Source organism: Pseudoxanthomonas suwonensis (assembly GCF_010093235.1).
GTDB classification, from domain to species: domain Bacteria; phylum Pseudomonadota; class Gammaproteobacteria; order Xanthomonadales; family Xanthomonadaceae; genus Pseudoxanthomonas; species Pseudoxanthomonas suwonensis.
Map to the genome: position 1 here is coordinate 21,706 of NZ_PDWP01000014.1, position 20,118 is coordinate 41,823.

General features: G+C 71.5%; 20 protein-coding genes. 13 read left to right on the top strand and 7 right to left on the bottom strand.

Features of this window, described 5'->3' with window-relative positions; all coding sequences use genetic code 11:
- Positions 1 to 157 precede the first annotated feature (157 nt).
- From CSC68_RS08275 to CSC68_RS08305, 7 genes are all read left to right on the top strand, one after another.
- On the top strand, positions 158 to 1,612 hold the full coding sequence (locus CSC68_RS08275; RefSeq protein ID WP_162203092.1) for a C40 family peptidase: 1,455 nt from the start codon (positions 158 to 160) through the stop codon (positions 1,610 to 1,612).
- The gene (locus CSC68_RS08280; protein ID WP_162203093.1) at positions 1,609 to 2,706 is read left to right on the top strand and encodes a dipeptide epimerase; all 1,098 of its coding nucleotides are present in this window, start codon (positions 1,609 to 1,611) and stop codon (positions 2,704 to 2,706) included. The genes CSC68_RS08275 and CSC68_RS08280 overlap by 4 nt, the downstream gene beginning before the upstream one ends.
- 43 nt (positions 2,707 to 2,749) lie before the next feature.
- Positions 2,750 to 3,592, top strand: coding sequence for a MurR/RpiR family transcriptional regulator (locus CSC68_RS08285; RefSeq protein WP_162203094.1), 843 nt, complete (start codon positions 2,750 to 2,752; stop codon positions 3,590 to 3,592).
- Between the two features lie 7 nt (positions 3,593 to 3,599).
- Positions 3,600 to 4,430, top strand: coding sequence for a L,D-transpeptidase family protein (locus CSC68_RS08290; protein WP_246193493.1), 831 nt, complete (start codon positions 3,600 to 3,602; stop codon positions 4,428 to 4,430).
- Positions 4,427 to 5,701, top strand: coding sequence for a dicarboxylate/amino acid:cation symporter (locus tag CSC68_RS08295; RefSeq protein ID WP_162203095.1), 1,275 nt, complete (start codon positions 4,427 to 4,429; stop codon positions 5,699 to 5,701). The genes CSC68_RS08290 and CSC68_RS08295 overlap by 4 nt, the downstream gene beginning before the upstream one ends.
- A gap of 77 nt (positions 5,702 to 5,778) precedes the next feature.
- Positions 5,779 to 6,276 (top strand): hypothetical protein, encoded by a 498-nt coding sequence (locus CSC68_RS08300; RefSeq protein WP_162203096.1) that lies wholly within the window; start codon positions 5,779 to 5,781, stop codon positions 6,274 to 6,276.
- A gap of 92 nt (positions 6,277 to 6,368) precedes the next feature.
- Positions 6,369 to 6,680 carry a hypothetical protein gene (locus tag CSC68_RS08305; protein ID WP_162203097.1) on the top strand — a complete coding sequence of 104 codons (312 nt, stop codon included), beginning with the start codon at positions 6,369 to 6,371 and terminating at the stop codon, positions 6,678 to 6,680.
- Between the two features lie 68 nt (positions 6,681 to 6,748).
- Here the strand turns inward: CSC68_RS08305 and CSC68_RS08310 are convergent, their stop codons facing one another.
- Positions 6,749 to 8,944: a glycoside hydrolase family 3 N-terminal domain-containing protein gene (locus tag CSC68_RS08310; protein ID WP_162203098.1), complete on the bottom strand. Its 2,196-nt coding sequence runs from the start codon at positions 8,942 to 8,944 to the stop codon at positions 6,749 to 6,751.
- A gap of 170 nt (positions 8,945 to 9,114) precedes the next feature.
- Positions 9,115 to 9,465, bottom strand: coding sequence for a BON domain-containing protein (locus tag CSC68_RS08315; RefSeq protein WP_162203099.1), 351 nt, complete (start codon positions 9,463 to 9,465; stop codon positions 9,115 to 9,117).
- A gap of 165 nt (positions 9,466 to 9,630) precedes the next feature.
- Between CSC68_RS08315 and CSC68_RS08320 the strand changes: the two genes are divergently transcribed.
- Positions 9,631 to 10,692 (top strand): oxidoreductase, encoded by a 1,062-nt coding sequence (locus CSC68_RS08320; RefSeq protein ID WP_162203100.1) that lies wholly within the window; start codon positions 9,631 to 9,633, stop codon positions 10,690 to 10,692.
- Positions 10,693 to 10,698: 6 nt separating this feature from the next.
- On the opposite strand, the gene gnd is transcribed toward CSC68_RS08320, so the two are convergent.
- Positions 10,699 to 11,598 carry a phosphogluconate dehydrogenase (NAD(+)-dependent, decarboxylating) gene (gnd, locus tag CSC68_RS08325; RefSeq protein WP_162203101.1) on the bottom strand — a complete coding sequence of 300 codons (900 nt, stop codon included), beginning with the start codon at positions 11,596 to 11,598 and terminating at the stop codon, positions 10,699 to 10,701.
- 148 nt (positions 11,599 to 11,746) lie between these two features.
- Between gnd and CSC68_RS08330 the strand changes: the two genes are divergently transcribed.
- Positions 11,747 to 13,213 (top strand): GGDEF domain-containing protein, encoded by a 1,467-nt coding sequence (locus CSC68_RS08330; RefSeq protein WP_162203102.1) that lies wholly within the window; start codon positions 11,747 to 11,749, stop codon positions 13,211 to 13,213.
- Between the two features lie 3 nt (positions 13,214 to 13,216).
- Here the strand turns inward: CSC68_RS08330 and CSC68_RS08335 are convergent, their stop codons facing one another.
- A complete protein-coding gene (locus CSC68_RS08335) occupies positions 13,217 to 13,561 on the bottom strand; it encodes a cupin domain-containing protein (RefSeq protein ID WP_162203103.1) in 345 nt (114 codons plus the stop codon).
- 138 nt (positions 13,562 to 13,699) lie between these two features.
- Here CSC68_RS08335 and CSC68_RS08340 point away from each other — a divergent pair, with 138 nt between their 5' ends.
- The 3 genes from CSC68_RS08340 to CSC68_RS08350 all read left to right on the top strand — a co-directional run bounded on the left by CSC68_RS08340 (position 13,700) and on the right by CSC68_RS08350 (position 15,656).
- Positions 13,700 to 14,542: a transglutaminase-like domain-containing protein gene (locus CSC68_RS08340; protein ID WP_162203104.1), complete on the top strand. Its 843-nt coding sequence runs from the start codon at positions 13,700 to 13,702 to the stop codon at positions 14,540 to 14,542.
- Positions 14,543 to 14,655: 113 nt separating this feature from the next.
- Positions 14,656 to 14,862, top strand: a complete 207-nt coding sequence (locus tag CSC68_RS08345; RefSeq protein WP_162203105.1) for a hypothetical protein — start codon at positions 14,656 to 14,658, stop codon at positions 14,860 to 14,862.
- 203 nt (positions 14,863 to 15,065) lie between these two features.
- Positions 15,066 to 15,656 (top strand): hypothetical protein, encoded by a 591-nt coding sequence (locus tag CSC68_RS08350; protein WP_162203106.1) that lies wholly within the window; start codon positions 15,066 to 15,068, stop codon positions 15,654 to 15,656.
- 142 nt (positions 15,657 to 15,798) lie between these two features.
- Here the strand turns inward: CSC68_RS08350 and CSC68_RS08355 are convergent, their stop codons facing one another.
- Complete coding sequence (locus tag CSC68_RS08355) at positions 15,799 to 16,614, bottom strand: polysaccharide deacetylase family protein (RefSeq protein ID WP_162203107.1); 816 nt, start codon at positions 16,612 to 16,614, stop codon at positions 15,799 to 15,801.
- A 140-nt stretch (positions 16,615 to 16,754) separates the two neighbouring features.
- On the opposite strand from CSC68_RS08355, the gene CSC68_RS08360 reads away from it, so the two are divergent.
- The gene (locus CSC68_RS08360; RefSeq protein WP_162203108.1) at positions 16,755 to 17,768 is read left to right on the top strand and encodes an SMP-30/gluconolactonase/LRE family protein; all 1,014 of its coding nucleotides are present in this window, start codon (positions 16,755 to 16,757) and stop codon (positions 17,766 to 17,768) included.
- Between the two features lies 1 nt (position 17,769).
- On the opposite strand, the gene glgX is transcribed toward CSC68_RS08360, so the two are convergent.
- The gene (gene glgX / locus CSC68_RS08365; protein WP_162203109.1) at positions 17,770 to 19,926 is read right to left on the bottom strand and encodes a glycogen debranching protein GlgX; all 2,157 of its coding nucleotides are present in this window, start codon (positions 19,924 to 19,926) and stop codon (positions 17,770 to 17,772) included.
- Positions 19,913 to 20,113, bottom strand: coding sequence for a DUF2934 domain-containing protein (locus CSC68_RS08370; protein ID WP_162203157.1), 201 nt, complete (start codon positions 20,111 to 20,113; stop codon positions 19,913 to 19,915). The genes glgX and CSC68_RS08370 overlap by 14 nt, the downstream gene beginning before the upstream one ends.
- Between the last annotated feature and the right edge of the window lie 5 nt (positions 20,114 to 20,118).

Consider the following 20,118-nt stretch of genomic DNA (forward strand, 5'->3'; position numbering starts at 1 on the left):
GGTTGGCGAAGACGGGCTTCCACGACGACACTTCCCGCGTGCGGTGGTGCAGCCGGTGTAACACGCACGGAAGGCGGGGTCAATAATTTATTCTTGACCTCGCAAATCTTCGGAATAACTATTCTTCAATACGTCCGTGCAGAGGGGAGGCCGCCACATGACCCCGCCAGTCGCGCGGAACAACCCCGATGGCCGGCGCGTGGCCGCGCTGGCCGCAGGCCTGCTGGCCGGGCTGGTGCTGGCGCTGCCCGCCTGGAGCACCCCCGCCCGAGAAGACGCGGCTACCGCGGTGGTCGGCGTACGCCTGCCCGACCTGGATCCCCGGCACTGGATCAGCCGGCTGGAACAGCCCCACCGCATCATCCTCGACCGCGAGGGCATTGCCGCGCAAAACGCACGCATGCGCGCCGGCGATCCCTCGATCCAGGACATCGCCGCCCTGCCCGACCCGCTGCCGGGGAACCTCGTGCGCGCACGGGTGGAGAAGCTCTCGTCGCCACCGGCCCGTCCGCTCTACGACGAACAGGGCAAGGCGGTGCCGGCGCGAAGGCTCTCGGCACTGCAGCGCGAACTTGCGCTGGACGCGATCCCGGCCAGCCGCCCGCTCCGCTACGGCCTGGTGGTGCACCGCGCCGCGCTGCGCACCTTCCCGACGATGCTGCGGGTGTTCTCCTCGCCCGGCGACACGGATATCGACCGCTTCCAGGAATCGGCGCTGTTTCCCGGCGACGCGGTGGCGGTGCTGCACGAAAGCCGCGACCGGCAATGGCTGTTCGTGACCTCCGAGCGGTACTCCGCGTGGATCGAGGCCCGGCACGTGGCCATCGGAACGCGCGAGGAAGTACTGGGCTATGCCAGCCGCACGCCGTACATCGTGGTCACCGGCGCCACCGTCCGCACCACCTACACCCCGGAGGAGCCCCGGGTGTCGGCACTGCAGCTGGACATGGGCCTGCGCCTGCCGCTGCGCACGGGGCTGGATCCGTTGCGCACGGTCAACGGCCAGCATCCCTACGCCTCGCACGTGGTCGACCTGCCGGCGCGCCGCGCCGATGGCGGCCTGGAATTCGTGCCGGCCCTCATCCCGCGCTCGGCCGACGTGGCCGCCGACTACCTGCCGCTGACCCCGGCCAACCTCATCACGCAGGCGTTCAAGTTCCTCGGCGAGCGTTACGGCTGGGGCCATTCCTACGACGCACGCGACTGCAGCGGCTTCGTGTCCGAGGTCTACCGCAGCTTCGGCATCCTCATGCCGCGCAATACCCGCGACCAGGCAGTGAGCCCGGCGCTGGACCGGATCGGCTTCGAGGCCGGCGACGACCCTGCACGCCGCAAGGCCGCGGTACAGGGACTGCAGGCCGGTGACCTCGTCTACATCCCGGGCCACGTGATGATGGCCATCGGCCATCGCGACGGCATGGCCTACGTGATCCACGACACCAACGGCGGCGGCTGGCGCGGCCCGGACGGCAAGCGCGTATCCGCCGGCCTCAACGGCGTGTCGGTCACCCCGCTGGAACCGCTGCTGTTCAACGAGGGCGAAACCTACGTGGACCGCATGACCAGCATCCAGCGGCTCCGTCCGCATCCCCTTCCCGAGACATCGAAGTGAAGATCACCGACATCGAACTGCGCATGCTGCGCGTGCCGCTGAAGACCCCGTTCAAGACCGCGCTGCGCACGGTCGACACGGTCGAGGACATCGTGGTCCTGGTGCGCACCGACACCGGCCACACCGGCCACGGCGAGGCCCCGGCCACCGCGGTGATCACCGGCGATACCCACGGCTCCATCGCCGAGGCCATCGACCGCTTCATCAAGCCGCGCCTGGTCGGCCAGGAGATCGCCAACCTCAACCGCATCTGCGGCCTGATCCAGGGCGCGCTGGAGCGCAACACCAGCGCCAAGGCGGCGGTGGAGATCGCGGTCTACGACCTGTGGGGGCAGCTCTACGACGCGCCCCTGTACAGGATGCTGGGCGGCGGCGACCCGGTGATCACCACCGACATCACCATCTCGGTCGACCACATCGACAAGATGGTTGCCGATTCGATCTCGGCGGTGGAACGCGGCTTCGACTCGCTGAAGATCAAGGTGGGCAAGGACATCGGCCTGGACATCGAGCGGGTCAAGGCGATCCATGCCGCGGTCGAGGGCCGCGCCCTGCTGCGCCTGGACGCCAACCAGGGCTGGACCACGAAACAGGCGGTCTACGCCATGCAGACCCTCGAGGATGCCGGCGTGCTGCTGGAGCTGCTGGAGCAGCCGGTCAAGGCCGCCGACATCGAGGGCCTGAAGTACGTCACCGACCGGGTCCACACCCCGGTGATGGCCGACGAGAGCGTGTTCGGCCCGGACCAGGTGTTCGACCTGATCCAGCGCCGCGCCGCCGACATCATCAACATCAAACTGATGAAGACCGGCGGCCTGTCCAACGCCATCCGCATCGCCGACATCGCCTCGATCTACGGCGTGCAATGCATGATCGGCTGCATGATCGAATCGGCCATCTCGGTGGCCGCCGCCGTGCACCTGGCCGTGGCCAAGGCCGATGCCATCACCAAGGTCGACCTGGACGGGCCCTCGCTGGGCCAGTTCAACCCGGTCGAGGGCGGGGTCATCTTCGAGGAATCGGAGATCAGCATCACCGAGGCGCCGGGCCTGGGCATCCGCCAGATCCGTGGCCTGGAGCCGCTGGCGCGCTGAGCGCCGGTTGCCACGCCACGGCCCTCCGGATGAAGATCGCCCCATGCCGCCCCTGGTAAAGATCCGTTCCGAACGCGACCAGATGTCGGCCATCGAGCGCCGCATCGCCGACTTCATCCTCGACAACGCCCACCTGCTGCGCGACTACTCCTCGCAGCAGCTGGCCAGCGCCCTGGGCGTGAGCCAGTCCTCGGTGGTGAAGTTCAGCCAGAAGCTCGGCTTCCGCGGCTATCCCGACCTGAAGTTCAGCATCGGCCAGGCGCTGGCCCGCAACGGGGGCGACGCACCGGCCGCTCCCCCGCAGTCCGACGACGCCTATGCGCGCCTGGAGGAAGGCCTGCGCCGGAGCAAGGCGGCCGCCGAGGAGGAGACCCGCCTGATCAATCCGCGCGAGCGGATCGAGGCCATCGTCGGCATGGTCGACGGCGCGGACAAGGTGTTCGTCTGCGGCCTGGGCGACGACGGCCTGTTCGCGCGCGAGTTCGCCATGCGCCTGTCGCTGCTGGGGGTGCTGGTCGTGCACCACGCCGACCCCATCCTGATGATGGCCAACCTGTCCGCGGCGCGGCCGGGCGACGTGCTGCTGCTGCTCTCGGAGTTCGGCCAGCTGGCGCCGCTGCCCCAGCTCAGCCGCCAGTTCCAGGCCTGCGAAGGCAAGGTGGTGTCAATCACCCGGCACACCTCCAACCCGCTGCGCGCCCATGCCGACGCGGCGCTGGTGGTGTCCGCGCACGATCCGGCCCCGCACGTGGCCCAGCTGCTGTACCGCTCCTCGCTGCAGTACCTGCTCGACTTCCTGTTCGTGCTGCTGTGCCAGGCCAACCCGGAACGGCACCGCCAGCTCAACATCAACCTCGAGCGCATCCAGCACCTGCTCGATACCTGAGGCGACCATGACCCAGCCCCGCAGCCGCCCGCTTCGCCTGCACCCGTTCCTGCGCCTGCTGGCGACCGGGGTCCTGCTGCTGGCCGGCGCCAGCGCCACCGTGCTGGCCGCGTGGCCAGCCGCGCAGGAGGATGGGACCGCAGCCGCGCCGCTGCAGCTGGTGGTCGTGACCATCTCCGACTGGGACGCCACCACCGGCACCCTGCGCTACTACGGGCGCGCCACGCCCGACGCGCCATGGCGCGAGGCCGGGCGCTTCGCGGTGAGCATCGGCCGCAGCGGCGCGGCCTGGGGCGAGGGCCTGCATCCGGCGGCCGCCCAGGGCGAGGGACCCGCCAAGCGCGAGGGCGATGGGCGCAGCCCGGCCGGTGTGTTCGCGCTGGGGCCCGCGTTCGGCTACCCGCCGGCGGACGAGGTCGACACTGCCCTGCCCTACCGGCGGATGGACGCCAGCCACTGGTGCATGGACGTGCCAGGGTCGCCGCACTACAACCGCATCGTCGACGCGCGCGAGGTCGGCCAGGCCGCGGTGGCCGGTTCCAGCGAACCCATGCGCCTGGACCTCCACCACGACGGCGATCCGCGCTACCGCCTGGGCCTGGTGATCGCGCACAACCCCGGCAACACGCCCGGCCACGGCAGCTGCATCTTCGCCCACCTGTGGCGGCAGCCCGGCGAGCCCACCGCAGGCTGCACCGCCATGGCCGAGGAGGACATGCGCCGCCTGCTGGCCTGGCTCGATCCGGCCGCGCAGCCGCGCTTCGTGCTGCTGCCGCGCACCGAGTACGCGCGCCTGGCGCCGCGCTGGGATCTCCCGGCGGCGGGATCCGCCCGATGAGGTGGCCCGGCGCCACCACGCGCGTGCTGCTGGCGCTGGCTGCAGGCGCCATCGCCGGCCTGGCCCTGGCCCATGCCAGCGCGCCGGCCGCGGCCACGGCGGCCGCCATCGCCCAGCCGATCGGCAAGCTGTGGCTCAGCGCGCTGCAGATGACGGTGGTGCCGCTGGTGCTGTCCCTGGTGATCCTGGGCGTGGCCAACGCCGCCAACGCGGCCGCCTCCGGCCGCGTGGCGCGACGGGCGATGCTGGTGTTCGTGGTCCTGCTGTCGCTGTTCTCCGGTTACGCCGCGGTCGTTGCGCCGACGGTGCTGGCCTCGGTCGAACCGGACCCGCAGCTTGCCGCCAGCCTGCAGGGCGGCATGGTCGCGGCACCGGCCGGCGGCGCGCCCTCGCTGGCGCAGTGGATCGGCAACATCGTTCCCTCCAACGCGATCATGGCCGCGGCCCAGGGGGCGATGCTGCCGCTGGTGGTGTTCGCGCTGTTCTTCGGCTTCGCCCTCACCCGCATCGCCGCCGAGCGCCGCGCCCAGGTCATCGGCCTGTGCCAGGGCATTGCCGACGCGATGATCGTGATCGTGCACTGGGTGCTGCTGGCGGCGCCGCTGGGCGTGTTCGCGCTGATGCTCGCGGTGTGCGCGCAGGCGGGCCTTGGCGTGGTCGGCGCGCTGGCCGGCTACATCGTCCTGCAATGCGGGCTGTACCTCGGCGCGACGGCGATCTGCTACGTGCTGGTGGCGGTGTCGGCGGGACGCTCGCCCCTGGCCTTCGCACGGGCGGCGCTGCCGGGGCAGGGGGTGGCGGCCAGCACCCAGTCCTCGCTGGCCACGCTGCCGGCGGTGCTGGAGAGCGCGCGCGAGCGCCTGGGCATTCCGGCCACGGTGGCCGGCCTGGTGCTGCCGATGGCGGTGACCCTGTTCCGCATCACCAGCCCGATCCAGTACGTGACCGCCGCCTGCTTCGTGGCCTGGGCCTATGGCATCGAGCTGGCCCCGCTGCAGCTGGCGGCCGGCGCGGCGCTGGCGGTGGTGATCAGCATGGGGTCGGTCGGCCTGCCCGGCCAGGTGAGCTTCATGGCCACGGTGCTGCCGGTGACCCAGTCCATGGGCCTGCCGCTCGAACCCCTGGGCCTGCTGCTGGCGGTGGACACCATCCCCGACGTGTTCGCCACCACCGGCAACGTCACCGGCGACCTGGCCGCGACCAGCATCGTCGCGCGCCACAGCCCGGATGCGGTGGATCCGGACGAGCCGCCGCCTGTCGAGGCAGCCTGAACGCAGGCGGCGCCCGCTCACGCAGGTGTCACCGCGCGGGTCCGACATTCTTCCGTGGACGATACGGAGGAACCGCGATGAAACAGCGGCACATATACAGCAGCCCCAATCTCGCGGCCGCGCAGGCCGCGCTCGGCGCCGCGCGCGATGCCGGGATCGACCGCGACGACCTGTCGCTGATCGCGCGCGCGGACATCGAAATGGATGCGGTACCCGACGACCTGCGCGAGGCGCACACCGACATGGTGCCGGCGGCGCTGCGTGGCGCGGCCGGTGGCGGCGCGATGGGACTGGTCGCGGGGCTGGTCGCGGTGGCGGTGCCGCCGCTGGGCATCACCCTCGCGGGCGCCGCACTGATGACCGGCGTCGGTGCCGCGGTAGGCAGCTGGTCCTCGGCGCTGATGGGCGCCACCGTGCAGGACCCGGTGCGGCGCAAGTTCGAGGAGGCGATCGAAGGCGGCCAGGTGCTGCTGGTCGTGGACGGTGAGGAGGAGCAATTGGCGATCGCGGATGCGGCGATCCAGCGCGCCGGCGCCACGCAGATGCCTTACGAGGGCAGCAGCGTAGCCAGCTGAACGCCTAACACCGCGATCACCCACCGGCGCGGCGGCTTTAACGGCGCAGCCGATAGGTTGGGTATCCATCCAACCGAACAGGAGAAACGCCGATGAGCACGCCCGGCTACCAGATCCCCGGCCGCACGGCCACCGAGCAGTTCCCCGACTCCGGCTACTGGAACCAGCAGTACCGCAGCGAACCGTACTACCTGGAAGGCGACACCTACGAGGATTACGCCGCGGCATACGAGACCGGCTACGCCTTCCGCCGTCGCGATCCCGCGGCCGAGTTCGCCGCCGCCGAAGACCAGATGCGACGCGAATGGGAAGGCCGCAAGGGCAGCTCCCGCCTGGACTGGTCGCGGGCGCGCCTGGCCATCCAGCGCGCCTGGGAGCGCGGTGCCGATCCGCACGGCATGTAGTCCGCAACGCGGACCAATCCGTGGCCACCTACCGTCGCGCCGGCACTGCCGGCGCGACGCTTATGCGGTCAGCGTGCCGCCGGGGCCAGCAGTTCGAATGCCGCCGGCTCTCCCGCAACCGACGATGGCGCCACCCACACGTCGAACCAGCCCGGCTCGGCACCATGGGTGCCGTCGGCGCGGGTAAAGGCCAGGTCCGCGCGGGCCAGGCGGAACTCCACCTCGCACGACTCTCCCGGCTGCAGCAGCAGCTTCCTGAACCCCTTCAACTCGCGCACCGGCCGCACCCGGCTGGCGACGCGGTCGTGGACGTACAGCTGCACCACCTCCTCCACCGCGCGCGTGCCGGCATTGCGCACGCTGGCGCGGACCACCGCCTCGCCATCCCAGGGCACCGCGGCGGCGTCCACCCTGGTCGCGCCGTATTCGATCCGGCTGTAGGTCAGTCCATGGCCGAACGGATAGAGCGCCGCATGCGGGTGCTCGCGCCAACGCGCCTTGAATTCCTTCATGTCCGGCAACTCCGGACGTCCGGTCCGCGGATGGTTGTAGAAGTACGGTTGCTGCCCGGAATCGTGCGGGAAACTCACCGGCAGGCGCCCGGAGGGGCTGTGGTCGCCGAACAGCACGTCGGCCACGGCATGCCCGGCCTGGCTGCCGAGGAACCAGGTCACCAGGATCGCCTGCGCGTCGCGTACGGCGCCCTGCAGCGCCAGCGCGCGGCCGTTGCGCAGCAGCACCACGACCGGCTTGCCGGTGGCGGCGACGGCCTCGGCCAGCGCCTGCTGCACCGGCGGAAGCTCGATCCGCACGCGCGACTGCGCCTCGCCGCTGTAACGCTGCGGCTCGCCCAGCGCCAGCACCACCACGTCGGCCTCGCGCGCGGCGGCGACCGCCGCCTCGATGCCACCGTCCAGCGGCGCTTCCAGGCCGCAGCCGTCCACGACCTGCAGCGCGGCGCCCTTCGGCAGCGCGGCACGGATGCCGGCCTCCAGGCCGACGTAGCGGCTGCGGTCGCCGAACAGGGTCCAGCAGCCTTCGATGTTGTCCATGTCGCGCGCGAACGGCCCGACCAGGGCGATGCGCGCGTCGCGGCGCAGCGGCAGCACCCCGCCCTCGTTTTTCAGCAGGACCATCGCGCGCCGCGCGGCATCGCGCGCCAGGGCCTCGTGCCCGGCCAGAAGCGAGGTATCGGCCTCGCGTGCCGGGTCCAGGCAACGGTAGGGATCATCGAACAGTCCGATCGCCGCCTTGAGCTGCAGCACGCGGCGCACCGCGGCATCGAGCTGCTCCATCGGCACCTTGCCCGATTCCACCAGCGCCGGCAGGTGGGCGGCGTAGAAGCCGCTCTGCATGCTCATGTCCATGCCGGCGGTGAAGGCCAGTTCGGTGGCATGGGCCTCGTCGGCGGCGTAGCCGTGGGCCAGCAGCTCCATGTCGGCGGTGTAGTCGGACACCACGACGCCGGGGAAGCCCCATTCGTTGCGCAGCACTCCGGTCAGCAACGCGTGGTTGGCGCTGGCCGGGACGCCGTTGATGTCGTTGAAGGCGGTCATCACCGCCAGCGCGCCGGCATCGAGCGCGGCCTTGAACGGCGGCAGGTGGACGTCGCGCAGGGTGCCTTCGGAGATCTCGACGAAGTTGTAGTCCAGGCCCGCGGTCACCGCGCCGTAGGCGACGAAGTGCTTGGCCGTGGCCAGCAGCGAATCCGGCGCGCGCAGGTCGCCGCCCTGGAAGCCGCGCACGCGCGCGGCGGCGAACCGGCAGCCCAGGTAGACGTCCTCGCCGGCGCCTTCGGCGCCACGGCCCCAGCGCTGGTCACGGGCGATGTCCACTGCCGGCGCGTAGGTCCAGTGGATGCCGGCGGCAGTGGCCTCGACCGCGGTGGCGCGGGCAGTGCGCTCGGCCAGCTCCGGCTCGAAGCTCGCCGCCTCGCCCAGCGGGATCGGGAATACGGTGCGCATGCCGTGGATCACGTCCGCAGCCAGCAGCACGGGAATGCCCAGCCGGCTCTCCTCCACCGCGACGCGCTGGATCTCGCGCCCGGCCGCGGCGCCGACGCCGTTGAACAGGGTGCCGACGCGGCCTGCGCGCACCTGCTCCAGCACCTCCGCCGCGTTGCGCACGTTGGTCTCGGGATTCACGTCCGGCGCGAAGGGGCGGACCATGTCGGCGAAGACGCCGAGCTGGCCGGCCTTCTCCTCCAGCGTCATGCTCTGGATCAGCGATTCGACCCGCGGGTCGGCGGGGAGGGTGGTCGGCATCGGCGGATGGGGTGCGGGGGTCCGGGAATTCTAGCGGAGTGGCCGCTGCGGCATCTCCCCGCCCCGGCCGCGCGCCTGCATCCGGCAAGAAAAAAGGCGCGGGACGTGGGTCCCGCGCCCTGCCTGCATCCCCGTGGGCGGGGCGCAGCGGCAAGTGCGTCAAGCCTGGCTCAGCGCGAAGCCTGGGCCGAAACCTTCAGCTTGGTGGTGTCGACCTTGCCGACGCCGTCGATTTCGGCGGCGATGCGCTTGGCCTCGTCGACCTGGGCCTGGCTCTCGACGTTTCCGGTCAGGAAGACCACGCCGTCGACGGTGTCGACCTCGATCTTGGTGCCGGCCACATCGCTGTCGGCGAGCAGGCTCGACTTCACCTTGGTGGTGATCCAGGTATCGGAAACCGGCTGGCTCGAATCGGCGTCGGCGGCCTTCTTCTTCTGCGGGTCGTTGTCGGCGGCCATCGCGGCACCGGAGAACATCACGGCGGTCAGGGCGACGGCGAGGATGGAAGCGTTCTTGCGCATGGGTTACCTCCTTGGCTGATCGGGCGGCCAGTCTCCGCCAGCGGTACGTCCAGTCGAGGTGAACCGCGCGCAATGGATTCGTGATTGGTTCACGCCCATGAATCGGTTGCGGCTGCGCAAGGACGCACGTCTAATCGCCGGGTGCATCGAGTGGAATCGCTTCCAATGCCATCGTCTCCGTTGAACATCGCGCTGGTCGGCTATGGGCTCGCCGGCCGCGTCTTCCATGCCCCGCTGGTCGCGACCGCGCCCGGGCTGCGCCTCCACAGCATCGTCTCCAGCCGCACCGCCGAGATCGCCGCCGACCACCCGCAGGCACGCCCGTGCGCGGGCGTGGCGGAGGTGCTGGGTGATCCTGCGATCGACCTTGTCGTCGTGGCGACGCCCAACGACAGCCACGCTCCGATCGCGCGCGCGGCGCTGCAGGCTGGCAAGCACGTGGTGGTCGACAAGCCCTTCGCCCTGCACCTGGACGAGGCCCGCGGCCTGGTGGAAGAGGCACGTGCCCACGGCCTCGTGCTGTCCGTATTCCACAACCGGCGCTGGGACGCGGACTTCCTTACCCTGCGCTCGCTGCTCGATGCCGGTGCGCTGGGCGAGGTCGCCGAGCTGCATTCGCACTTCGACCGCTTCCGTCCGCTGGTGCCGGACCGCTGGCGCGACCGCGCCGGGCCGGGGGGCGGCCTGTGGTACGACCTCGGGCCACACCTGGCCGACCAGGCACTGCAACTGTTCGGGCCACCCCTGGCGGTCACCGCGGACCTGGGCATCCAGCGCCACGGCGCCTCCGCGGTCGACTACTTCCACGTGCAGCTGCGCTATCCGCGGCTGCGGGTGCTGCTGCACGCCGGCTCGCTGGTGCCGGGGCACGGCCTGCGCTTCGCCGTGCACGGCACCGGTGGCAGCTGGATCAAGCACGGGCTCGATCCGCAGGAGGATGCGCTGCGCGCGGGCCTGCGCCCGGGAAGCGGCGATGGATGGGGCCAGGACCCGCGCCCGGGCGTGCTGCTCCGCGTCGGCGACGACGGCCCGGTGGCCGAGGACGCATCCGCCCCGGCGCTGCGCGGCGACTGGCCGGCCTACTACGCCGGCGTGCGCGACGCGATCGTGCGCGGCGGCCTGCCGCCGGTGACCGGCGACAGCGCGCTGCTGGTGATGGCACTGATCGATGCGGCGAAGCGCAGCGACGCCGAACGCCGCGAGGTCGATTTCGCCTGGGCGGGCTGAGCGGCCTCAGCCGCTGCGCACGCCGTGCCCGCCGAAGCCCTGGCGCAGCGCGGCCAGCATCTTGTCGGCGTAGGAATCGTTCTCGCGCGAGCGCAGGCGTTCCAGCAGCGAAAGCGTGATCACCGGTGCGGACACGTCCAGCTCGATCGCCTCGGCCACCGTCCAGCGGCCCTCGCCGGAATCGGACACGTAGGGAGCGATGCCCTCCAGGCCCGGGTTGCGTTCCAGCGCGTCGGCGGCCAGGTCCAGCAGCCACGAACGCACCACGCTGCCGTGCTGCCAGATCCTGGCGACCTGGGCCAGGTCCAGCGCCATCGATTCCTTGCGCTGCATGATCGCGAAGCCCTCGGCGTAGGCCTGCATCATTCCGTACTCGATGCCGTTGTGGACCATCTTGGCGAAATGCCCCGCACCGCTGGGCCCGACATGGCCCCAACCGCGATCCGGCGCCGGAGCCAGGCTCTCGAACACCGGACGCAGCCGCGCGGCGGCCCCGGGGTCGCCGCCGACCATCAGGCTGTAGCCTTCCTGCAGCCCCCAGACGCCGCCGCTGGTGCCGCAGTCCAGCAGGTGCACGCCGGCGTCGCGGCAGCGCGCGGCGCGGCGCTCGCTGTCGCGGTAGTTGGAGTTGCCGCCGTCGACCACCACGTCGCCGGGCTGCAGCAGGGGCAGCAGCAGGTCGAGGGTGGCGTCCACCGGGGCGCCGGCCGGCACCATCAGCCAGATCGCCCGCGGCGCCGGCAGTGCGGCGACCAGGGCCTCGAGGGAATCCACCGTTTCCAGTTCCGCGGCGGCGCCGCGACCGGCGGCGCCGGGGTCGTAGCCGACCACCCGGTGCCCGCCGCGCTTGAGGCGCAAGGCCATGTTGCCGCCCATCCGGCCAAGCCCGACCATGCCGATGTCCATGGGTCCTCCTGTCGTGGGTGAGGGGGCCAAGCCTCGCACAACCGGCGCCGGCGCCCGTGGAAAGGTCCGTCCCGTGCTAAATCCCGGCGGCGTGCCGCCGTTAACGAGGCGTTACCCCAACCGGGCCCAGGGCCCGAGAAGCATGCGCATGTCCTTCCGAGACCGCGGAGCCGCAAGCGGCCAGCCCGCGCTGCGGTCCGCCCCCAGCGACGGCCTCGCCCCCGACGCCGGCAACGTCCTGCCCGTGTTCGCCCGTGGCATGGCGACGCTGCCGGGCGAGCTGGGCGACCTCGGCCGGCGCCTGGCCTCGGCCACCGAAAACGCCGACTGGGCCACCGTGGCGCGCGTGCTGCGCCAGTTCCTGGACAAGTACCTGCGCGATTTCGCGGCGGCGCTGGACGCACCCTCGGCCGCCGAGGCCGAGCAGCTGCGCGACCTGCTGCGCCAGGCCGTGGGCGTCGCCCTGGCCTCGCTGCTGCGTCCGCTGCCGGTCCTGGCCGACGAGTCCGCCGCCGTGGCCGGCGACCTCAAGCGCTGGTCGCCGGGGGCCGACCTGTCGCCGCTGGCGGCGCGGGTGCGCGAGCTATGCCACCAGGTCGGCGTGCACGCCGGCGAGGCCGCCGAACAGCAGGCGCTGCTGCTGGAACTGTTCGACCTGCTGCTGGAAAACCTGTTCGAGCTGCTGGACGACGGCAGCTGGCTGCGTGCCCAGGTCGCCGCCGTGCGCAACCTGCTGGCGCAGGAACCGGACCGCCAGGCGCTGGAAGCGACCCGCCAGGGCCTGCGCGAGCTGGCCTACCAGCAGGGGCTGCTGCGCCGGGGCATCGAGCAGTCCAAGGACGCGATGCGGGTCATGATGGCCTCCTTCGTCGAGGGCCTGGACGGCATGGCCGCCGAGACCGGCGAGTTCCAGGACCGGCTGCAGGCGCACCTGGCGGCGATCCGCGAGGCGCGCACCATCGCCGACCTCGGCCACCGCCTGGAGGACGTGCTCGACGACACCCGCCGCCTGCAGGAGCAGGCGCTGCGCTCGCACGAACAGCTGCAGGCAGCGCGCGCCGACGTGGAGGCCGCCGAGGCGCGCGTGCGCGAGCTGGAGTCGCGGCTGCGCGACATCGGCGAGCTGGCCAGCAGCGATCCGCTCTCCGGCGCGCTGAACCGCCGCGGCTTCGAGGAGCTCTACGGCCGCGTGCTGGAGCAGGCCGAGCGCGAGGCCTGGCCAGTCGCGGTGGCCGTGGTGGACCTGGACGAGTTCCGCAAGCTGAACGCCACCCACGGCCACGCCGGCGGCGACGCCGCGCTGTGCCACGTGGTGCAGGTGCTCCGCGACGGGCTGCGCAAGGAAGACGCGATCGCGCGCTACGGCGGCGAGGAGTTCTTCCTGCTGATGCCGCGCGCTTCCCTGGAGGAGGCGCTGGCGCTGGTGCAGCGCATGCAGCGCGAGCTGGCCGGTCGTCCGCTCGCGCACGAGGAGCGTCGCATCGAAGTCCGCTTCAGCGCGGGCGTGGCCGTGCGCCAGCTGGGCGAGGACGGTGAGCGCCTGCTCAAGCGCGCGGACCGTGCGCTGTACCGTGCCAAGCAGGACGGCCGCAACCGCGTGGTCGCGGTGCGCTGAGTCTCAGCTCGGGCGGCCGGCAGGACGCTCGTCGCCGCCCGCGGTATAGGCCGGCGGCGAATAGAAGTTCACCGTCCGCAACGGGGTTGTGCCGGTGTTGCGGATCTCGTGCTCCTCGCCGCGCTCGATCAGCAGCAGGCTGCCCGGGCCCAGGCGCTGGCGGCGGCCGTCGACCACCGCCAGGCCGCTGCCGGACACCACGTAGAGCCACTGGTCCGCGCCGCGGTGGCGATTGCCCGGCCCGCCCTCGCTGCCGCCGGGAGGCAGCACCATCTGCGCCGCCTGCACCCGGCGGTGGCCGAAAAGGACGCGGAAGCCGCGGCCGAAGCGCAGTCGCCGGTGCTCCATGGTTCCTCCGCAAGTGTCTCCGGCCGAACCTGCCGGCGCCGGCGTGAAGCCGCCGTCGCGCCCTGCCGGCGTGCTTCACGCGGCCTTGCGCGCTTTCCCGGCCCAATTCGGCCATCCCTCTTTCAGCGGGCCACGCCGATGCCAGTCCGGCTGGGTTTCCAGATCGCCTACCGCTTCGCCCAGCCCACGCCGATGGTGGCGATGCTGGACGTGCACGACAGCCACGCCCACCGCCTGATCTCCGGTCCGGCGGTGTGGACCTCGCCGGAGGTCGCCCTGCATCGCTACCGCGACCGTTTCGGCAACAGCTGCCGGCGGCTGCTGGCGCCGGCCGGGCTGCTGGTGCTGCGCGGCGATGCCCTGCTCGCCGACAACGCCGCGGCTGGCTGGCGCCCGGGACCGCAACAGCCGCTTCCCGAGGAAGCCCGGATGTTCCTGCAACCCAGCCGCCACTGCGAAGGCCGGCCGCTGGCCCGCCACGCCCAGCTGCGGTTCGCGGACCTCCCGTCGGACCGGGTCCGGGTGCGGGCGATCTGCGCCCACGTTGCGCGCACCATCGAGTACGCGCCGGAAAGCGTCGACTTCACCCGCGGCGCGCTGCGGGCGCTGCAGGAAGGCCGTGGCATCTGCCGCGACTTCACCCATGCGGCCATCGGCCTGTGCCGCAACGTCGGCATTCCCGCGCGCTACTGCGCGGGCTATCCGGCCGCCACCGCCGGAATGCGCCCGGAGCCTGCATTCGCCGCCTGGATGGAAGCCTGGATCGACGGGCGTTGGCAGGCGTTCGACCCGCGTACCGGCGCGGCCTGCCCGGATCGCATCCCGGTCGCGCGCCGCCGCGACGCCGCCGACGTCGCCACCAGCTGCACCTTCGGCATGTGCGAGCCGGAACGGGTGGAGGTGTGGGCGATCCAGGAATCCGTGGCGCCCGCGGACGCCGGCGCCACGGTCGAGGTCGCCGCCCTGGCCCTGGCTTCCTGATCCGGGCACCCGTTCACGGTTCCTGGCCGCGGCCTTGCCGCTGCGCTTACGCCTGCCGTGCGCTCATGTCGGCTGGTGCGCGAAAAACGCGCGACAGCAGCCTGGAGCCCGGCATGACCCGTCCTTCTTCCCCGCCCGAAACGCACAGCACCCGCGACAAGCGCCCCGCCGCGGACCAGGACAAGCCGCATACCCCCGACCGGTACGCCAACAACGAGGGGCGGAAGAAGGGTCCGGACATGCCGGACACCGATCCGGAGCGCAACCACGCCGTGCCCGGGGACTACGAGCGCCTGCCGCCCGACCGTCCACGGCGTTGACGGCGCTCCGCTCGCTGGTAACGCCCGGGACGCGATGCCGCCGGTGCCCGCGGGCCTTTTCCTTCAGCGGCCCGGTGGCGCACACGGTGGCGATGCGTGCGACCAGCGTCCCGGCCGCCGGGCCGAAGCACCGCACGCATGTGCACCGGCCTCGAAGGTTGACCTCGCGGCACGCGCCGCCCGCACCATGGAGGAGGATTCCGATGAAAGGACCGAACGGGCTTCCGCAGGCGCTGTATCGCGCCAACCTGCAGCTGCAGGCACGCATTGCGGAGCTGCTGCAGGACGGCAGCAGGCAATGGCTGGACTTCGGCCAGCGCCTGGTCGAGGAGGGACTGCTGGAACGCGACGCCGAGCTGCGAAGCCTCGGCCGCCACGACTGGCAGGCGCTTGCCGCGCTGCCGGCCGATGCGTTCTGGCGCCAGGTGCAGCAGCGCTTCGGCGACCAGCAGGCCGCGGCGCAGGTTTCGGTGGCGGTCCAGGCCGCCTTCGCCCGCGGCCTGCAGGAGGCCATGCGCGAGTGGCGACGCGACACCGCCGCCGCCCTCGACGAGGCCGGCCTGGGCTTCCCGGTCGACAACCCGATGTGGGGCGCGCTTTTCCAGGGCTGGGATGCGCTGCCCGGACTGGTGCCCGGCTTTCCCGGCCACGCGCCAACGGCGTCCGCCACCGCTTCGCCGCCGGGAGGCACCCCGGCCGCGCCCCGCGCGCGTCCGGCCAAGAGCGCGCCGCGTGCACGCAAGGCACCGGCAACGAAGGCCAAGTCCCCGCGCCCGGGCAAGTCGCGGGCCTGAGTTCCGCCTTTCCCTCCAGGGTGGGATGCGCGGCCGCGGGCGCGAAGCGGAACCGTGGTGTGCGGTTACCTCGCATGTCGCGGGTACCCCGACCGTCTCCCCAAACCCCTCCCCCCGGAAGGAGGAGGGGCCGGGATCAACGCTACTTCTTTCCCCGCGCCTCCTGCTGGCGGCGCACCCACTGCATCTGCTCGAGGAAGGTGGTGGTCCAGTACCTGTCGCGGTTGGCGGCCAGGAAGGCGAGCAGTTCCTCGTGCGCTTCCTTGGATACCGAAAGGTAGTCGCCACCGATGCCGTGGAAGGTGAAGCCGATCATCGTGCCCTTGCGCCCGGCCTCCTCGACCAGCGCGATCAGCTGCCTGCCGGTGACCCCGTTCGGCACCGCCGCCGGCACCGCCGCCGGATCCAGCGCGTCCATGTCAGGCACCACGTCGCCGCCGACCAGCTTGATGCCGACGAAGCGGTCGGCGATGGCCTCGATGTAGTTGCCCTCGGCCACGTTGCGGTCGCCGCAGGGGGCGGTATAGGTACGCGGACCGGTGTAGCCGTCCAGCGACTGCAGGAACACGTCCGCGACCTCGACCTGCTCCCTGATCTGGGCCAGGCTCATCCGGTCCAGGTCCTGGTGCGCCGGCACCCATTCGCGACCGGGTCCGTGGGCCGAACAGGGATGGGTCAGGCTGTGGTTGCCCAGCTCATGGCCCATGCGCGCCACCTCGCGCCATTCCTCCATCCGCGCCCGGACCGGCTCTCGCGCAGGCACGATGTAGAACGTGCCCTTGAGGCCGTACTTCTGCAGCGCCGGCACCGCATTGTCCAGCTGCGAATCCAGGGCGTCGTCGTAGGCCAGGCTCACCGCGGCCTTGCGGCCCTCCGGCCAGGCGAACTTCTCCCTCGCCGCCGCCGGCAGCGCCAGCGCGGCCAGGCAAAGTGCAAGGCAGACCTTTCCTGCTCCCATGCGTTCTCCCTCGATCGGCCGCGGCCCTCCCGCGCCTTCCGGCGCAGAGTCTAGCCGCAGCCGCCGCCCCCCTGCCCGGGCGCGCGAAGGCGGGCCGCCAGCGGGTATCCTCCCGCCGTCGCCACCCCGGAAGGCCGTCCATGTCCATCCGTACGTTCCGATGCCTGCGTCCGTGGGCGCTGCTGCTCGTGCTGCCGGCACTGCCCTGCGTGGCGACGCCGTCGCTGCCGGAACCGGCGCTGCTGTGGCAGGCCACCGGCTTCTCCGCACCCGAGTCGGTGGTGTACGACGCCGACCGCGACCTCTTCTATGTCTCCAACATGGGGACGCATGGCGAGGGTGCCGCGCCGGGCGACGGCTTCATCAGCCGGCTCGATGGCGAAGGCCGGATCCTCGACCTGCAGTGGGTGCAGGGCCTGCAGAACCCGAAGGGACTGGCGCTGGCCAATGGCCGCCTCTACGTCGGCGACGACGATGCACTGGTGGAGATCGACCTGGAGCACGGCGCCATCGTCGCACGCCGTTGGCCGCGGGATGGCGGTCCGGGGCAGTTCAACGACTGCACCGCCGATGCCGCGGGCAATGTCTATGTCTACAGCCGTCGACTGGCCACGATCTACCGGCTCTCGCCCGAGGGCTTCACGCCCTGGGTCGAAGTCGACGTGGAGAACAGCGGCCACTTCAATGGCCTGCGCGCCGATGGCGAGCGCCTTCTGGCTGGAAGCTGGGAAGTGCCAACCACCGGCAAGGCCGGCCACCTGAGCACGTTCGATCTCGCCGATGGCCACGCCGGCCGCATCGGCGATGCCCCGATCGGGCACATCGACGGCATCGAACCGGACGGACGGGGCGGCTGGACCGTTACCGACTTCTCGCCCGGACGGCTGCTGCACGTGGCCGCGGACGGCACTGTGACCGAACTGCTGGTGCTGATGCCCGGCACCGCCGACCCCCTCTACCTGCCGGAACGGCAGCTGCTGCGGGTGCCCCTGCTGCGCAACAACCGCCTGCTCGCCTTCCGCTGGGCCCCGGGCGAAGAGGCTTCGGACGAGGAGGCTTCGGACGAAACGGTCCCGGACGCGCCGGTCCCGGAAGAAGCAGTCCCGGAAGAAGCAGTCCCGGAAGAAGCGGCGCCCGACGACGGCGCGCCCTGAGTCAGGACGCAGGCTGTCCCGCATCCTCCGCATCGGCAGGCTGCGGCTGGTTCACGCGCACGGCCAGCAGCACCAGAGAACGCGGCGGCAGCTGCCAGGCGCCATCCACCGGCTGCGGCAGGTCGTCCGCGCTGCTGGCCAGCAACCGCGGCGTATGCAGCTGCTCCGGCAGGCGGAATTCCTGCGGGGCATCGCCGGCATTGAACAGGAACACCAGCGAATCCTCGCGCTCGGGCTGGTGCAGGCCGCTGGTGGGCGCCTGCCCGTCCAGGCAGGCCATCAGCACCCGCCGCTCGCCGTCGTGCCAGTCGCCCTCCTCCATCGCACTGCCATCGGGACGGAACCAGCCGATGTCGTGCAGGCCGTGGGACCGGTCGTACTCGCCCATGAAGAACCGGCGGCGGCGCAGCTGCGGGTAATGCCTGCGCAGGCGCAGTAGCCGGCGCACGAAGGCCGCCTGCTGCTGCGCCGCCGGGGCGGCCGCCGCCTCCCAGTCCAGCCAGGTCAGTTCGTTGTCCTGGCAATAGGCGTTGTTGTTGCCCTGCTGGCTGTGGCCGAACTCGTCGCCTGACAGCAGCATCGGCGTGCCCTGCGACAGCAGCAGGGTGGCGAGCAGGTTGCGCATCTGCCGGGCGCGCAGGGCATTGATCTCCGGATCGTCGGTCTCGCCCTCGGCGCCGTGGTTCCAGGAGATGTTGTTGTCGCTGCCGTCGCGGCCCTCCTCGCCGTTGGCAAGGTTGTGCTTGTCGTTGTAGCTGACCAGGTCGCGCAGGGTGAAGCCGTCGTGCGCGGTGACGAAGTTCACCGACGAGTACGGCTTGCGGCCATGGTGGTCGAACAGGTCGGCCGAGCCGGTGAAGCGGGTGGCGAACTCGGCCAGCTGCCCCGGGTCGCCGCGCCACAGGGCGCGCACGTTGTCGCGGAACTTGTCGTTCCATTCCGCCCAGCCCGGGGCGAAGTTGCCCAGCTGGTAGCCGCCCGGGCCGATGTCCCAGGGCTCGGCGATCAGCTTGACGTGTGCCAGCAGCGGGTCCTGGCGCACCGCGTCGAGGAAGCTGCAGGACGCATCGAAGCCGGTGCGCTCGCGGCCGAGGATGGTTGCCAGGTCGAAGCGGAAGCCGTCGACCCGCATCTCGCGCACCCAGTAGCGCAGCGAGTCCATCACCATGCGCAGCGCGCCGGCGTTGGTCAGGTCGAAGGTGTTGCCGGTGCCGGTGTCGTTGATGTAGTAGCGGCGGTCGTCGGCCAGCCGGTAATAGCCAGCGTTGTCGATGCCCTTGAACGACAGCGTCGGGCCCAGCTCGTTGCCCTCGGCGGTGTGGTTGTAGACCACGTCCAGGATCACCTCGATCCCGGCGTCGTGCATTCGCGCCACCATCTGCTTGAACTCGGTGATGCTGCTGCCCGACAGGTGGCGCGGGTGCGGCGCGAAGAAGCCGATGGAGTTGTAGCCCCAGTAGTTGCGCAGGCCCTTGTCCAGCAGGTACTGGTCGTCGACGAAGGCATGCACCGGCAGCAGCTCGATCGCGGTCACGCCCAGGTACTTCAGGTGCGAGATCACCGCGTCGTGGCGCAGGCCGGCGAAGGTGCCGCGCAGCCCTTCCGGGATGGCGCCATTGCGCATGGTCAGGCCGCGCACATGGGCTTCGTAGACGACGGTCCGGTCCCAGGGAGTGGCCGGCGAGCGCTCGCGTCCCCAGGTGAAGGCCGGATCGATCACCACGCACTTGGGCATGTACGGGGCGCTGTCGCGGCGGTCGAAGCTCAGGTCCAGGTCGCGGTGGCCCAGGGTGTAGCCGAACAGGTGGGGCGCCCACTTGAGTTCGCCGCTGATCTGCTTGGCGTAGGGATCCAGCAGCAGCTTGTGCGGGTTGAAGCGGTGGCCGGCGTCCGGCTCGTACGGGCCGTGCACGCGGTAGCCGTAGCGCTGGCCGGGCCGCGCATCGGGCAGGTAGCCGTGCCAGATCTCGTCGGTGTACTCGGGCAAGGTGATGCGTTCCTGCTCGCGTCCGCGTTCGTCGAACAGGCACAGCTCCACCTTCGTGGCATGCCGCGAGTACAGGGCGAAGTTGACGCCCAGCCCATCCCAGGTCGCGCCCAGTGGGTACGGCGTGCCCTCTTCCAGCCGCGACTGGCGGCTCCATTTACGCGTCGGCACGTTCGTCCTCCTCTCCCGCGGTTCCCTGGCCGGCCTGCTGGTCCAGCGCGCGTGCGGCGATCTCGGCTTCCACCAGGCGTTCGGCCATGCCCCAGTGGCGCAGCTCCTGGCCGTCGGGGCGGCCCTCGGCCTCCCAGATCTGGCGCGCGAGTTCGCGCGTGCGGCGCTGGCGTTCGGCCGGGTCCATGGCAT